At 39.5% G+C, this 15847-nt stretch carries 15 protein-coding genes, 1 rRNA gene and 1 riboswitch; of the genes, 1 reads left to right on the top strand and 15 read right to left on the bottom strand.

Annotated elements, in window-relative coordinates; genetic code table 11:
* Positions 1-89: 89 nt before the first annotated feature.
* Positions 90-1838 carry an adenine deaminase C-terminal domain-containing protein gene (locus tag AC1DRF_RS00080; protein ID WP_427076849.1) on the bottom strand — a complete coding sequence of 583 codons (1749 nt, stop codon included), beginning with the start codon at positions 1836-1838 and terminating at the stop codon, positions 90-92.
* A gap of 102 nt (positions 1839-1940) precedes the next feature.
* Here AC1DRF_RS00080 and AC1DRF_RS00075 point away from each other — a divergent pair, with 102 nt between their 5' ends.
* Positions 1941-2198, top strand: a complete 258-nt coding sequence (locus tag AC1DRF_RS00075; protein WP_016762773.1) for a YgaP family membrane protein — start codon at positions 1941-1943, stop codon at positions 2196-2198.
* Positions 2199-2228: 30 nt separating this feature from the next.
* Here the strand turns inward: AC1DRF_RS00075 and purD are convergent, their stop codons facing one another.
* The 14 genes from purD to rrf form a co-directional block, all read right to left on the bottom strand.
* Entirely contained in the window at positions 2229-3503 is a 1275-nt protein-coding gene (gene purD / locus AC1DRF_RS00070; protein ID WP_025752919.1) for a phosphoribosylamine--glycine ligase, read from the bottom strand.
* Between the two features lie 13 nt (positions 3504-3516).
* The gene (gene purH, locus AC1DRF_RS00065) at positions 3517-5055 is read right to left on the bottom strand and encodes a bifunctional phosphoribosylaminoimidazolecarboxamide formyltransferase/IMP cyclohydrolase (protein WP_098580190.1); all 1539 of its coding nucleotides are present in this window, start codon (positions 5053-5055) and stop codon (positions 3517-3519) included.
* Between the two features lie 103 nt (positions 5056-5158).
* Positions 5159-5737 (bottom strand): phosphoribosylglycinamide formyltransferase, encoded by a 579-nt coding sequence (gene purN / locus AC1DRF_RS00060; protein WP_162215160.1) that lies wholly within the window; start codon positions 5735-5737, stop codon positions 5159-5161.
* Positions 5734-6771, bottom strand: coding sequence for a phosphoribosylformylglycinamidine cyclo-ligase (gene purM, locus AC1DRF_RS00055; RefSeq protein ID WP_013081441.1), 1038 nt, complete (start codon positions 6769-6771; stop codon positions 5734-5736). The genes purN and purM overlap by 4 nt, the downstream gene beginning before the upstream one ends.
* A 26-nt stretch (positions 6772-6797) precedes the next feature.
* Complete coding sequence (purF, locus tag AC1DRF_RS00050; protein WP_013055041.1) at positions 6798-8213, bottom strand: amidophosphoribosyltransferase; 1416 nt, start codon at positions 8211-8213, stop codon at positions 6798-6800.
* Entirely contained in the window at positions 8189-10420 is a 2232-nt protein-coding gene (gene purL / locus AC1DRF_RS00045; protein WP_427076850.1) for a phosphoribosylformylglycinamidine synthase subunit PurL, read from the bottom strand. Before purL ends, purF begins: the two co-directional genes overlap by 25 nt.
* The gene (purQ, locus tag AC1DRF_RS00040; RefSeq protein ID WP_013055039.1) at positions 10404-11090 is read right to left on the bottom strand and encodes a phosphoribosylformylglycinamidine synthase subunit PurQ; all 687 of its coding nucleotides are present in this window, start codon (positions 11088-11090) and stop codon (positions 10404-10406) included. Before purQ ends, purL begins: the two co-directional genes overlap by 17 nt.
* Entirely contained in the window at positions 11087-11338 is a 252-nt protein-coding gene (gene purS, locus AC1DRF_RS00035; protein WP_013055038.1) for a phosphoribosylformylglycinamidine synthase subunit PurS, read from the bottom strand. The genes purQ and purS overlap by 4 nt, the downstream gene beginning before the upstream one ends.
* 7 nt (positions 11339-11345) lie before the next feature.
* A complete protein-coding gene (gene purC / locus AC1DRF_RS00030) occupies positions 11346-12053 on the bottom strand; it encodes a phosphoribosylaminoimidazolesuccinocarboxamide synthase (RefSeq protein ID WP_013055037.1) in 708 nt (235 codons plus the stop codon).
* Positions 12054-12127: 74 nt separating this feature from the next.
* Complete coding sequence (gene purB, locus AC1DRF_RS00025) at positions 12128-13420, bottom strand: adenylosuccinate lyase (RefSeq protein ID WP_477740199.1); 1293 nt, start codon at positions 13418-13420, stop codon at positions 12128-12130.
* Complete coding sequence (gene purK / locus AC1DRF_RS00020) at positions 13417-14562, bottom strand: 5-(carboxyamino)imidazole ribonucleotide synthase (protein WP_043975820.1); 1146 nt, start codon at positions 14560-14562, stop codon at positions 13417-13419. The genes purB and purK overlap by 4 nt, the downstream gene beginning before the upstream one ends.
* Positions 14555-15043, bottom strand: coding sequence for a 5-(carboxyamino)imidazole ribonucleotide mutase (gene purE / locus AC1DRF_RS00015; RefSeq protein WP_427076851.1), 489 nt, complete (start codon positions 15041-15043; stop codon positions 14555-14557). The genes purK and purE overlap by 8 nt, the downstream gene beginning before the upstream one ends.
* Before the next feature lie 129 nt (positions 15044-15172).
* Positions 15173-15274, bottom strand: a riboswitch (purine riboswitch).
* Positions 15275-15358: 84 nt separating this feature from the next.
* Positions 15359-15559, bottom strand: coding sequence for an NETI motif-containing protein (locus AC1DRF_RS00010; protein WP_043975822.1), 201 nt, complete (start codon positions 15557-15559; stop codon positions 15359-15361).
* Positions 15560-15725: 166 nt separating this feature from the next.
* A 5S ribosomal RNA gene (gene rrf, locus AC1DRF_RS00005) occupies positions 15726-15841 on the bottom strand.
* Between the last annotated feature and the right edge of the window lie 6 nt (positions 15842-15847).

The following is a 15847-nucleotide window of genomic DNA, read 5'->3' as shown; positions in this document are numbered from 1 at the left end:
AGTTTCTATATTTATTTGCACATACATTCATTCTGTATGAAGACAGCCAATTTCATACAAATTTCAAATTCCTTTGATACTTTTATATTTTAACGCATTATAGACGGAAAAAGTACTTTTTTATTCATAACATCATAAATTCCTACTGGCGTGATACGAATATAGGGCAAATGTGTAGACGAAAAGAACAGCAGTGAATAGACGGGATCATCGTGCTTGTATCCTCGCTCACCCAGCACTTTCTTGAGTTCTACCTCTCGTTTACTTAATTCCTCCATCGGCAGATTCGACATGACTCCTTTTAACGGAAGATCCAGTTCGTATACTACTTTCTCATCTTCTGTAATGACAATACCGCCTCCAATTTCTTTCATACGTTTAAATGCACACATCATATCTTTTTTCGATTTTCCAATTAAAATAAAATCACCTGTATTTGAAAATGAACTTGCCAGTCCCGATACATTTGTCGCAAATCCTTTTAACAGCGTATTGATCCGCCACTTGCCTTCTCGGTCCACCAGCACTAAAAAACTTTCATCATGATCAGAGGCTAATACATCTCCGCTCACATTCAAGTGAATTGAATACGGCTCCATAATAACAGCATTTTTCATTTTTACGCCTACTGGCATTGAAAATTGAAAATCGTCCATCGTTAAATCAAAGTCCAACTTTAACGGTGAAAAACCAAACTTTTCCCAAGGAAATTCTACTGAGGCTAATGCTTGTTCTTTGCCTTCTTTTTTCATCCACTTTCCTTTTGCTAGCACAGAGACCGGAGTAGGCCGCATAGGATCTTCTAAAATATTAATATTAGCCACACAGCCTGTTGCTACATGCCCGTGCAAATGTTCCATGTTATAATAGCGAGCAATATTTACAGACACCATATTATAAGCATCTAACACGGGAACCCCTTCTGAAATAGCTAATGTAATTAACATATCTGACACGCCATTTTGGTAAAAAGAAGGCGGAGAACCGTCTGTATTCATCGTAATATGGTCAAAATAATCTACCTGCAGCTCTTTTAACTCCTGCAGCAATTTTGGCAAATCCGGCCGAATTGAAGAGTGGCGCAAAGCAACGTCATAGCCTTGTGTTAACCGAGCAACAACATCTTCCCCCGTCATAGACTCATGATCGCTGTCTGCTCCGAGCAATTTCATTTTTGCCAAGGTAAATGCTGACGCCCCTGGGAAATGTCCTTCAATGTGCTTTCTCATCCGTTTTGTCTCTTGAACCCAGTGAAGCATTAAATCATCTCCGTCTAAAAGCTTCGGCCAACTTGTCAGTTCGCCTCCTTGTAAGACAGCTTCATTTTGTAGCCAAGAAGTAATGTTCGTATGTGAGAAGATGTCAGCCTCTTCATCAATTTCCGTCTGCGAATCAAATCTGCACCACCAATACAGCGATTGTGGTAACGTTTTCATTTCTTCAATCAATGAAAACGCCGTTTTTTGTTCGAGCTGTAAAGCGAGAATTAAATTGTCATTAAATAAAGTCGTTGTTCCGTGCTTGGCTGCATATTGGGAAAAAGTCTGGGGATTATATAACTGAAACGGGTGAACATGCGGCTCAATATACCCAGGAACCACATATTTCTCAATGCAGTCTATAATCTCTGTAGAAGCGTCTGTGTGCTTAGGCATCTCTGAGCCGACGTATACAATACGATCTTGGTAAACCCAAATATGTGCTTTTTTCCACTGCTTCATTCGAGCGTTCAAATATGTTGCATCTTTTAAGACAATAGTTGGTGCTTTTTGACCGTTTAATACTAAGAGCTGCTGTCTAATATGTTTGCTTTTCCAGCGGTATCTTTGTTCCGGCATGCTAAATTCCCCCTAATTTACTATGTATTTTTATCGTAACATATCCTTGATGTAAACGCATTCAGAAACTGTTATTAATTTTATGAATAAAGGTGATAAAACATGAAACCAAATATCGGTATTGTTAACGCATTAATTCGACTTACACTGGGCTTTACCCTTCTTTCTTGGACAACATCTCGTTTATCTCGCAGACCGTACAAAGATTCATACATCTTCTTAGGATTAATGGGAGCTTTAAAAGTGGCAGAAGGCATCACGCGTTTTTGCCCTCTTACGTACGCATATGATTCATGTCAAAAACATGATGAACATGAACACCATCCAAATGGAAATGAAGAAACGTATAATCCTTCATAAGGTAAAAAGGAGAGCCGGAGCTCTCCTTTTTTATTTTAAAGCTGCTTTTGTTAATGCACGATGGCCGATGTCTTTACGATAGAAAAAGCCTTTTTCTACATCGATATGAGCCATTTGCTTGTATACTTCTTGCTGCGCTTCTTGAAGAGTTGCTCCTTTAGCACCTACTAATAGAACACGGCCGCCGTTTGAAACGTATGTGTCGTTTTCTAAAGCTGTACCAGCGTGGAAAACAAGCGCGTCTTCACTAATCGCATCCAATCCGTTAATTGGCGCACCCTTTTGATAATCTTCTGGGTAGCCTGCTGCTGCTAATACGATTCCGATAGCTGCTTCATCATCCCATTCAATTTCTACTTTTTCTTCTTTCAAAATGCGAAGAAGCACATCGACTAAATCGCTTTTCATACGCGGCAGTACAACCTGGGTTTCCGGATCTCCAAAACGCGCATTAAATTCAATAACTTTTGGTCCTTTTTGTGTTTGAATCAGACCAGCATATAGAATTCCTGTATACTCACAGCCTTCTTCAGCTAATCCTTTAGCCATTGGAAGTAAGATGTTTTCTACAGCCTCTTGTACTTCTGCATCACTGATTTGCGGAACAGGAGAGTAAGCTCCCATGCCTCCTGTGTTTGGACCTTGATCGCCGTCAAAAGCACGCTTATGATCTTGTGCAATTACCATTGGATATACATTTGTACCGCGTACAAATGCCATTAATGAAAATTCTTCACCATCCAAAAATTCTTCTACAACTACTTTTGCACTTGCTTCTTTAAATTTTTGGTCAACTAGAAAATCACGTAATGTATCTACAGCTTCTTCCACTGTTAAAGCAACAGTTACACCTTTACCAGCCGCTAAGCCGTCTGCTTTAATAACAATTGGAGCGCCTTGCTTTTCCACATATGCTTTTGCTTCCTCGTAAGACGTAAATGTTTCATACGCTGCGGTTGGAATATCATACTTTTTCATGAGCTCTTTTGCAAAGCTTTTGCTTCCTTCAATCATCGCTGCTTGTTTGCGCGGTCCAAAGACTGGAAGACCTTCTTGTTCAAATCGATCAACAATGCCTTCAATTAGCGGATTTTCTGGTCCAACAATTGTTAATCCAATCTTGTTTTCTTTTGCAAATAGCACAAGCTCTTCTTGGCTGCTTTCATCGATTGGTACAATCGTTGCCACATCTCTCATGCCCGGATTTCCTGGTGCTACAAACACTTCGTTAACAAGTGGACTTTTTGAAGCTTTCCATGCAATTGTATGCTCTCTTCCGCCTTTTCCAATAACTAAAACATTCACGTTCTTCACCTCATTAATGTTTAAAATGTCTTACGCCTGTAAATACCATTGCAATGCCGTATTCATCTGCTTTTGCAATTGACTCTTCATCACGAATTGATCCGCCTGGCTGAATAATCGCTGTAATTCCTGCTTTAGCTGCTGCTTCTACTGTATCGCCCATTGGGAAGAACGCATCTGAACCTAAAGCTGAACCTTGTGCTTTTTCACCAGCTTGTTCAATCGCAATTTTTGCAGCGCCTACACGATTCATTTGACCAGCCCCTACGCCAATTGTCATGTCATCTTTTGCAAGTACAATAGCATTAGACTTAACATTTTTAACAACTTTCCATGCTAATTTTAAATCTGCCCACTCTTTTTCTGTTGGCTCGCGTTTCGTTGGAACAGTAATCGTTGCATCATCAAATCCGAACACATCTTCATCCTGAACAAGAACGCCGCCTTTTACAGATGTTAAGAAAGCTTCTTTTTCTGCTTTTTCATCAAGCTCTATCGTTAGTAAACGAAGGTTTTTCTTAGCTGTTAATACATCTAATGCTTCTTGATCGAACGCAGGCGCAATGATGATTTCTAAGAAAATTTCTTTTAACTGAATAGCCGTTTCACGGTCGATAGGACGGTTAGCTGCTACGATACCGCCAAAGATAGATGTAGAATCCGCTTCGTATGCTTTTTGATAAGCTTGAGCAATTGTTTCACCCACACCTACACCGCAAGGATTCATATGTTTGATCGCTACGATAGCCGGCTCTTTGAATTCTTTTACGATTTGAAGAGCTGCATTTGCATCGTTGATATTATTGTATGATAACTCTTTTCCATGCAGCTGCGTAGCTGTTGCAATAGAACCTTTTTGTGTTAACGGCTTTTTATAGAAAGAAGCTTGTTGGTGAGGATTTTCTCCGTATCGTAAGCCTTGAACACGCTCATACGTTACTGTTAATTTCTCAGGAGTTGTTTCACCTGTAATGTTTGTTAAGTATTCAGCGATTAATGCATCATAAGCTGCCGTATGACGGAATACTTTTGCTGCTAATCGTTGATTGGTTTCAAATGAAACATTGCCATCAGCTTTTAACTCTTCTACTACGGTTGCGTAATCGCTTGGATCTACTACAACTGAGACAGAACGATAGTTTTTCGCAGCTGAACGAAGCATTGTAGGTCCACCGATGTCAATATTCTCAATCGCTTCAGCAAGCGTTACATCCTCTTTTTCAATTGTCTTTTTAAATGGATATAAGTTTACAACTACAAAGTCGATTGGCGAGATATTATGCTCTTTCATTTGTGCTTGATGCTCTTCGTTATCGCGTAACGCTAATAAAGCACCGTGAACGTTAGGATGCAATGTTTTTAAACGACCGTCTAAAATTTCTGGGAAATCAGTTACTTCAGAAATTCCGATAACGTCAATGCCGTTTTCTTCTAGTGTACGTTTTGTACCGCCAGTTGAAATAATTTCTACTCCTAAGTCCTTTAATTCTTGTGCAAATGAAACAATACCTTCTTTATCAGATACGCTAATAAGTGCGCGTTTTGCTGTCATTTTGTAAACTCCTCCTGATCCGATCTCTCATTTAAAATCTTTCTTTCACTACTACTCTACCATAGTAAAGGATTAAAACTTTTTTGACAAGGTTACATCCTATTTATTTAACTGCGGCTTGTTCGAATAATTCATTTAGTACCGCGGGATAAAATTGATGTTCAATTTCATGAATGCGGGCCTCGACTGTTTCTCTTGTATCGCCTTTTTCAATGCGAATAGCCTGCTGATCAATAATTGGTCCTGTATCCATTCCTTCATCTACAAAATGCACGGTAATTCCAATCACTTTTACTCCTGCATCAAAAGCTTGACCAATAGCATCAATCCCAGGAAATGCAGGTAAAAGCGACGGATGAATATTAACAATACGATTTTTGTATGGCTTAAGCAACGTCGAACCAACTAATCGCATATATCCTGCTAAAACAAGAAATTCTACTTTAGCTGATGTAAGCTCTGCAAGAATTGCTGCTTCATACGCTTCTTTATTTTCATAGTCTTTAGGCGAACAAACAAAGCATGGTATTCCACATGCTTTTGCTCGTTCAATTACGTATGCATCGGGTTTATTGCAAACAACAAGCGCGATATTTGCTTTTAATCGACCTGACTGAGTCGCTTCGTAGACGGATTGAAAGTTACTGCCGTTTCCAGAAGCAAACACTGCAATATTTATCATGCAAACGTCCCTCCAGCAAATTCAACACCTGTTCCTTCTTTGACACGTCCGATAACAAATGCTTTTTCGCCTTCGTTTTCAATTGCTTCAATGACTTTATTCATATCTTCAGGTTCAACAGCTAAAACAAATCCGATTCCCATGTTAAATACTTCGAACATTTCTTTACGGTCTAGCTTGCCTTGCTCTTCAAGGAAATCAAACACGTATGGAATTGGCCAAGAACCGTAATCGATTTCTACACCTAAACCTTCAGGAAGCATACGAGGGATATTTTCAACAAATCCGCCTCCAGTAATATGAGCCATACCTGCAATCTTAGCTGCATGTAATGCTTTTAGGACCGGCTTCACGTATATTTTTGTTGGTGTTAATAACTCAACTCCAAGCTTTTCGTTAAAACCAGCGTAAGTTTCTTGAAGATTTAATCCCTGATCATCAACGATTTTACGTACAAGAGAGTAGCCATTGCTGTGGATACCGCTAGATGAAATACCGATTAACAGCTGTCCAGCTTTAATCTCATCTCCAGTAATAATTTCTGACTTTTCTACTGCTCCTACTGTAAACCCTGCAAGATCATATTCATCTTCTTCGTATAAACCTGGCATTTCAGCTGTTTCTCCGCCAATTAACGCACAGTTGGATTGTTCACAGCCGTCTGCAATTCCTTTTACAATCGATTCAATTTTTTCAGGAACTGCTTTCCCGCAAGCAATATAATCTAAGAAGTAAAGAGGCTCTGCTCCTTGTGCTAAAACGTCGTTTACACACATGGCCACTGCATCCACACCGATTGTGTCATGCTTATCCATCTGAAAAGCAAGTTTCAATTTTGTTCCTACTCCATCTGTACCAGAAACAAGAACAGGCTCTTTTAAATTCAATGTAGATAAATCGAACATTCCGCCAAAGCCGCCGACTGTTCCCATAATACCTGCACGAGCAGTGCGTTCTACGTGCTTTTTAATACGTGAAACAGCTTCATATCCTGCTTCTAAGTCAACTCCAGCTTGTTTATATGAATATGACATGTTGTCACTCCTTTTTTACGTTAAAACTAACAAGTTACCTTTTCATGAGGGTGTACAGTATCTGGATAAATTTCAGTTGGATACTTTCCAGTGAAACATGCCATACACTGTCCGCCGTTGCCTTCATACTGTCTGCCGATTGCATCTACTAACCCTTCGTTGCTTAAGAAAACAAGTGAATCAGCTTCAATCAATTCACGAATTTCTTCAACAGAGCGCGTAGCAGCAATTAGCTCAGAGGATGACGACGTGTCAATTCCATAAAAACATGGATTTTTGATAGGGGGTGAACTGATGCGTACATGTACTTCAGTTGCTCCTGCTTCTCGAAGCATACGAACAATGCGACGGCTTGTTGTGCCGCGAACGATAGAATCATCTACCATGACAACACGTTTACCCTCTACAATTTTACGTACAGGAGACAGCTTCATTTTTACACCTTGTTCACGCAATTCTTGTGAAGGCTGAATGAATGTACGGCCTACGTATCGATTCTTAATTAAACCTAATTCGTATGGAATTCCTGACTGTTCTGCAAAACCGATCGCTGCTGAAATACTTGAATCAGGAACGCCTGTTACAACGTCTGCCTCAATCGGTGACTCAACTGCAAGTTGTTTCCCAAGGTTTTTACGAGCAGAGTGAACATTGATTCCATCAATATTACTATCTGGTCTTGAGAAATAAATATATTCCATACTGCAAATTGCGCGGTTTACATTTAATGTGAAACGTTCTGATTGAATACCTTCATCGTTAATAATGAGTAATTCACCCGGCTCTACATCACGCTCATGAACTGCTCCAACGATATCGAACGCACATGTTTCAGAAGCTACTACATAAGCATCACCTAATCGTCCAATTGATAACGGACGCAATCCGTGAGGGTCAAGTGCAACCATCATCGTATCTTCTGTTAAGATAACGAATGCGTATGCGCCTTTAACCATTGATAAAGCATTTTTTACTTTATCTTTCATATCTTCATAGCCGCTTCGTTTAATTAAATGAGCAAGTACTTCTGTATCCGATGTTGATTGAAAAATACTCCCTTGGTTTTCCAGCTGATGCTTTAATGCATTTGCATTAACCAAGTTTCCATTATGAGCTAACGCAAGGCTTCCGCTATGAGAGCGGAAGTGAAGGGGTTGAACATTTTCAAACCCTCCGCCTCCAGCTGTTGCATAACGAACGTGTCCAATTGCTGCTTTACCGTTTAGTTGCTCTAACTCTCCGTGGCCAAATACTTCGTTAACAAGACCGACACCTTTCATTACTGTCACTTTTTCTCCGTCTGTTACAGCAATACCAGCGCCTTCTTGTCCGCGGTGCTGCAAGCTATGCAAACCGTAATAAGCAATCTGGCTTGCATTTTCATGTCCCCATACACCGAATACGCCACATTCTTCGTTTAAGCCTTTGATTTCAGCAAGCATGGAAGCGCTCCTTTCCAAGCAGTAGTTAATTCTTCAACTGATAATTGAACAAGAACATTTTCTTGATGTTTAACAGTTAATGTTGCGTCTTCTGTTACGCGTCCTACTAATGTTACATCTTGTACAAGCATTTCGAATTTTTCTTTATTCTCTGGAGAAACCGTTACGATAAAACGCGATTGTGTTTCACTGAATAGCTCTGCTGTTGCTTCGCCGTCTACCGTTACGTCCACACCTAATCCGCTGCCGTTCATCACTTTTTCAGCTAGGGCTACCGCGAATCCTCCTTCTGCAATATCGTGAGCAGATTGAACTGCACCTTCACGAATTGCTTGAAGAAGCTGATCTTGACGTGTTTTTTCAACTGCTAAATCTAATTTAGGTGAATGCCCAAATACCGTACCGTTTTCTAGTACTTTTTGAAGCTCAGTACCTGCGAATTCTGCTTCAGCTTTACCAATCACATAGATTAAGTCATCTTTTTGCTTCGCATATTGAGTTGTAATATGGTTGAGATCGTCGATCAAACCAACCATTCCGATAACAGGAGTTGGGTAAATTGCTTCACCTTTTGTTTCATTGTAAAGAGATACGTTACCGCCGATAACCGGAGTCAATAGCTCACGGCAAGCGTCGCTCATACCGTCTGTTGCTTTTTCAATTTGCCAGAAGATTTCTGGTTTTTCAGGGTTACCGAAGTTTAAGCAGTCTGTAATTGCAAGAGGCTGGGCACCTGAACATACAAGGTTACGAGCAGCTTCTGCTACTGCAATACGGCCGCCTACTTCTGGGTCTAGGTATAAATAGCGAGAGTTACAGTCTGTTGTCATCGCTAATGCTTTATTTGTATCACGTACACGAACAACCGCCGCATCAGATCCAGGAGATACAACTGTGTTTGTACGTACTTGATAGTCATATTGGTTGTAAACCCACTCTTTGTTTGCAATAGTAGGCTGTTTTAAAAGTGTTACTAACATATCACTGTGATTTTCAACAGTAGGAGCATATGCTGACTGCTCTTGGAACTCACGATAGTATGCTGGTTCTTGAGATGGCTTGTGGTATACCGGTGCATCTTCTGCTAATGCATCTACAGGAACATCTGCTACTACTTCTCCGTTGTGAGTTAAACGAAGGCGCTTATCGTCGGTTACATGACCAACTGAAACAGCTTCTAATCCGTATTTTTCTACGATTTCTACGATTTCATTTTCACGGCCTTTTTCAACAACGATAAGCATGCGCTCTTGAGATTCTGAAAGCATCATTTCATATGGTGTCATACCTGTTTCACGCTGAGGTACAAGATCAAGGTTCATTTCAATACCAGAACCCGCTTTACTTGCCATCTCTGCTGAAGAACTTGTTAAGCCCGCAGCACCCATATCTTGAATACCGACTAAAGCGTCACACTTGATAAGTTCTAAGCAAGCTTCAAGAAGAAGTTTTTCCATAAATGGATCTCCTACTTGTACAGCAGGACGTTTTTCATCTGACTGATCAGATAGTTCTTCAGAAGCAAATGTTGCGCCGTGGATGCCGTCGCGGCCTGTTTTTGCTCCTACGTACATAACCGTGTTGCCAACGCCTTTAGCTTGACCTTTTTGAATGTCTTCGTGATTAATTAAACCCACACACATAGCGTTAACAAGCGGATTTCCTTCATATGAAGCTTCAAACTGAATTTCTCCGCCTACTGTTGGGATTCCTACACAGTTACCGTAACCTGCGATTCCCGCTACTACTTCCTCAAACAAATGACGAACCTTTGGAGATGTTAATTCACCAAAACGCAAAGAGTTTAAAAGTGCAATCGGTCTTGCTCCCATTGAAAAGACGTCACGAATGATACCACCTACACCAGTTGCTGCTCCTTGATAAGGTTCAATCGCTGATGGATGGTTATGACTTTCGATTTTAAATACAACGGCTTGGTTGTCACCAATATCAACGATACCAGCTCCTTCACCAGGACCTTGTAATACTTTTTCACCCGTGATAGGGAATTTTTTCAGTACAGGCTTAGAGTTTTTATAACTGCAGTGCTCTGACCACATAACAGAGAATAAGCCTGTTTCTGTATAATTAGGAGTACGACCAAGCAGTTGCTCTACATTCGCAAACTCTTCGTCTGTTAATCCCATGTCTCGATATAACTTTTGTTCTTTAATTTGCTCTACATTTGGTTCAAGAAGTAACGACATTTTGTTCCCTCCACTGCTTTACGATTGATTGAAATAATTTAAGTCCGTCCGCGCTTCCTAAAAGATCGCTTACCGCTCTTTCTGGGTGAGGCATCATTCCTAATACGTTGCCTGTTTCGTTCGTAATCCCTGCAATATCTTGAAGACTTCCGTTTGGATTATCACCTGCGTATTGGAAAAGAATCTGGTTGTTTTCAATCAATTTTTGTAACGTGTGTTCATCACAATAGTAGTTGCCTTCACCGTGTGCCACTGGAATAGCAATTACTTCATCTTTGCCATAAGCATTTGTAAACATTGTTTCGTTATTAGCTACTTTCAAATTCACTGTTTTACAGATGAATTTTAAGTTTTCATTACGGCGCATAGCACCTGGCAGTAATCCTGCTTCTAATAAAATTTGGAATCCATTACATACACCTAGTACTGGCTTTCCTTGGCTTGCTGCTTTTTTTACAGCGTCCATTACATTTGAGAAACGAGCGATAGCACCTGAACGAAGGTAATCTCCATATGAGAAACCACCTGGAAGCAAGATACCATCATATTGATCTAATGATTCTGTATCGTGCCAAACGTAATCTACTTCTTCACCAAGCTCATCTTTGATAGCATGATACATATCGACGTCACAGTTTGATCCTGGAAAAACAATTACAGCAAATTTCACTGTACGACAACCTCCTCAACCTCGTAACGGTAATCTTCAATTACTGTATTAACTAAAAGCTTTTCACACATTTCTTTTACGCGTTCATCTAATGAATCTGTGCTGTCGATTGTTAGCTCTAAAAATTTACCGATGCGTACTTCTTCTACTTCTTCATAAGACATACGGTGCAATGAATTTTTAACGGCTACTCCTTGAGGGTCTAATACACTTTCTCTTAATGTGACAAATACTTTTACTTTATACATGGTTGGGTTATCCTCCGATTCGCTGTAAGATTTTTTCGTATGCTTCTGTTAAACCGCCTAAATCTCTGCGGAATACATCTTTATCTAATTTTTCGTTCGTATGAACATCCCAGAAGCGGCAAGTGTCAGGTGAAATTTCATCCGCTAAAATAATGTCGCCTTGAGAAGTACGGCCGAATTCTAATTTAAAATCTACTAAGAAAATATCTTTATCTTTGAAAAATTTCGATAATATTTCGTTGATTTGAAGTGCTTGTGCCTTTAAACTATCAATCTCTTCTTGAGTTGCAGCCTTAAGGAAAATCGCATGTTCTGCAAGAATTAATGGATCACCAAGCGCATCGTCTTTGTAATAAAGTTCAACGATTGGCTGTTCAAAACGAATACCTTCTTCTACGCCAATTCGCTTCGCAAGGCTTCCTGCTGTAGCATTTCGTACAACAACTTCAAGCGGGACAATTTCTACTTTCTTAACCGCTTGTTCATGATCTGAAAGCTGCTTCACAAAGTGAGTTGTAATCCCTTGCTCATGTAACATTGAAAATAGTAAACTACTAATTTGATTGTTCAACTGTGCTTTTCCGCTAATCTCCGCTTTTTTCTGACCGTTGAATGCTGTAGCTTCATTTTTATAAGCAACCCACAATACATCTTGCTCATCAGTAGCGTAAATTTTTTTCGCTTTTCCTTCATAAAGTAACTCTTGCTTTTCCATGCTGTCACCTCTACATACAGAATATTCAGATACACTTTCTTAGATAAAGGCAAGGACGTGCCTTGCCTTTTTTATTAAAGACCTAAACGTTCAAAGATCATATCTACATTTTTTAAATGGTGCTTATGATCGAAGCAATCTTCAATCTCTTCTGGTGATAAGTGGCGAGTAATGCGCTCTTCGTCTTCAATTAAAGAACGGAAAGGAACTTGCGTTTCCCATGCTTCCATTGCTTTTGGCTGTACTAAGTCGTATGCTTCTTCGCGTACCATGCCTTTATTGATTAGTGTTAACAGTACACGCTGTGAGTAAATTAATCCTAGTGTACGATCCATGTTGCGCTTCATATTGTCAGGGAATACTGTTAAGTTTTTAACAATGTTTGCAAAACGATTTAACATGTAATTTAAAGCAATCGTTGCATCAGGTAAGATGACACGCTCTGCCGATGAATGAGAGATGTCACGCTCATGCCAAAGCGGTACATTATCATAAGCTGTAACCATATAGCCGCGAATTAAGCGAGCAAGTCCCGTTACGTTCTCAGAACCGATTGGATTACGTTTATGAGGCATTGCAGATGATCCTTTTTGACCTTTTGCAAAGTACTCTTCAACCTCACGTGTTTCACTCTTTTGAAGACCGCGAACTTCTACTGCAAATTTCTCAATAGATGTCGCAATTAACGCTAGTACTGACATATAGTGTGCATGACGGTCACGCTGTAATGTTTGCGTAGAGATTGGTGCTGGTGAAATTCCTAACTTCTCACATACGTATTTTTCAACAAAAGGATCGATGTTAGCGAACGTTCCAACTGCTCCTGACATTTTACCGAATTCCACTTCAGCTGCAGCACGTTTTAAACGCTCTAGGTTACGCTTCATTTCTTCGTACCATAATCCCATTTTCAAACCAAATGTCGTTGGCTCAGCGTGTACACCGTGCGTACGTCCCATCATAACCGTATACTTATGTTCTTGAGCTTTTTCCTTTAGTACTTCTACAAAGCGCTCTACGTCACTTAGCAAGATTTCATTAGCTTGCTTTAATAAATAAGATAGAGCTGTATCAACTACGTCAGTTGAAGTCAAACCGTAGTGTACCCACTTGCGCTCTTCACCAAGCGTTTCAGATACTGCACGAGTGAAAGCTACTACGTCATGACGCGTTTCTAGTTCAATTTCATTGATGCGGTTAATATCAAAAGATGCATTTTGACGAATTAACTTTACATCTTCTTTCGGAATATGTCCTAATTCTGACCATGCTTCGCAAGCTAGAATTTCAACTTCTAACCAAGCTTTAAATTTATTTTCTTCTGTCCAAATAGCTGCCATTTCTGGTCTTGTATAACGTTCAATCATGTTGTTACGTCCTCCGTTCTTTCCCAAATTCCTAGAGATTCGGCTTTTTCTATCGCCTCATCTATCTTATCAGCTAATACCGTGATATGTCCCATTTTTCTCTTCTCTTTTGCAACTTTTTTTCCGTACAAATGCAAGTGCATATCATCTAAACATTCGATTTTTGCCATTGTGTTCTCAATATGTTCCCCTAATAGGTTAACCATAACAGCAGGTTTTAATAAAGTCGGCTGTGCTAGGGTCCAGTTACAAATGGCTCTTACATGCTGCTGAAATTGAGAAAGATCACAAGCATTGATTGAATAATGACCTGAATTATGAGGTCTAGGTGCCATTTCATTTATATAAAGCTGACCTTCTTCAGTTAGGAACATTTCAACTGCTAATGTACCAACTAAATCTAATCCTTTTGCTATTTCTTGCGCATATTGAAGAGCTTTCGCTTCTTGATCTGCTGTAATACGTGCCGGAACAATCGTTTGGTGCAAAATATGATGCTTATGAATGTTCTCAGCTACTGGTAAACATACCGTTTCGCCTTTTGCATTGCGGTGTACAATAACTGATACTTCTTTATCTAAGTTCATCCATTGTTCTACAATGCATTCCGACTGTGCTAATAGCTCAGCTGCTTCACGAATATTATTCTCATTTTTCACTAGAACTTGCCCTTTACCGTCATATCCGCCTCGGCAAGTTTTTACAACACATGGATAACCAATTGTTTCGACAGCTTTTAAAAGTTCTTCTTCAGTCGTAACGATTGAGTAATCAGGAACGTCTAGATTAAGCTTTGTAATCATTTCTTTTTCTAAACGACGATTTTGTGTGATGGCTAGTAAATGACTGCCTTGTGGCACGTAGCATTTTGTTTCTAGCCATTTCATCATCTCAACATCAACGTTTTCAAATTCATAGGTGATGACATCTGACACTTCAGCAAGCTGTTCAACCGCTTTTCTATCATCATAGTTGCCAATGACTTTAATATCTGCTACTTGACCGCAAGGAGAATCTTCTGTTGGTTCAAGCACTGCAATGTAATAACCCATTTCTTTAGCAGATAGTGCAATCATTCTTCCTAGCTGTCCACCGCCTACGATTCCAATTGTTTTACCAGGAGGTATAAGTAAATTAGACAAGTTGATCACTACTTTCTAACACAGATGATTTAATAGACTCTCTACGATTTTCAAGTTGATTACTTAACGTTGGATCCTGTGTTGCTAAGATTTGTGCTGCTAGCAGGCCAGCGTTCGTAGAACCAGCTTTTCCAATAGCTACTGTAGCTACCGGTACGCCGCCTGGCATTTGAACAATCGATAAAAGTGAATCTAAACCGTTTAAGTTACTTGATTTAACCGGTACACCTATTACAGGTAAAATTGTTTTTGCAGCAATCATACCAGGTAAGTGAGCAGCGCCACCAGCGCCAGCAATAATAACTTTAATCCCTCGTTCTTTAGCAGTTTCAGCGTACTCAAACATATAATCCGGCGTTCGATGTGCTGATACAACTTTCTTTTCATATTCAATATTTAATTCATCTAAAATGTCACACGCATATTTCATAGTACTCCAGTCTGACTGACTGCCCATCACAACAGCAACTTTTACATTCATGAATAAAAGCTCCTTTTTCACGTTATAAAAAAACCTAGGGTAAAGTTATGGCTCACTAAAGGAAAGCCACAACTACCCTAGGTTTCATGTATCAACATTCCTTTTGAAAAGGAATCATGTTTACCTATTTAGTAATTGTACTCTCCTCATAGTCCAATGATTTACGGTCATCGGGTAGAAACTCGTGGGCCATATTCCCACTATTATATGAGGTTTCGGATATCTCAATTGACAACTTAATAATAACAGCCAAACCGGAAAAAAGTCAACCTAAAAATCGAATATTTACTATTTTTATCATTAAAATGTTCGTATTTAGAGACTTTTCCCTTCGAAAATAATCTGTTGCTTTACCGGAACATACTCTTTTTTACCATTTATTTCTTTTTCTTCAAAGATAGGCTTTTCCATGCGTCGAACGGGCATATACCCATCTTTTTTCATCCGATCTAAACAACTTGCGATTGTTTCATTTTCCTGTAATTCGTATAGTACTTTTTTTGATTTCTTACCCAAAATGCAGCCTCCAGTTTGAAAGAAGTTTCTTACAACGTCAAAAAGAACTTTTATAATAAAAAATTAAATGAATCCACTATAGTGTAACATAATTTAAAAGTTAAATTCACTCTGTAATTTTTAGAAACAAAAAAGACTAGTCATTGAATGACTAGTCTTTTTATTGGCCTGGCAACGTCCTACTCTCACAGGGACAAAGTCCCAACTACCATTGGCGCTAAAGAGCTTAACTTCCGTGTTCGGTATGGGAACGGGTGTGACCTCTTCGCTATCGCCACCAGACAAGAG

Source organism: Priestia sp. P5_B4 (assembly GCF_056400385.1).
Note: the sequence above shows the minus strand (reverse complement) of the source record. Positions and strands in the feature narration are given on the sequence as shown.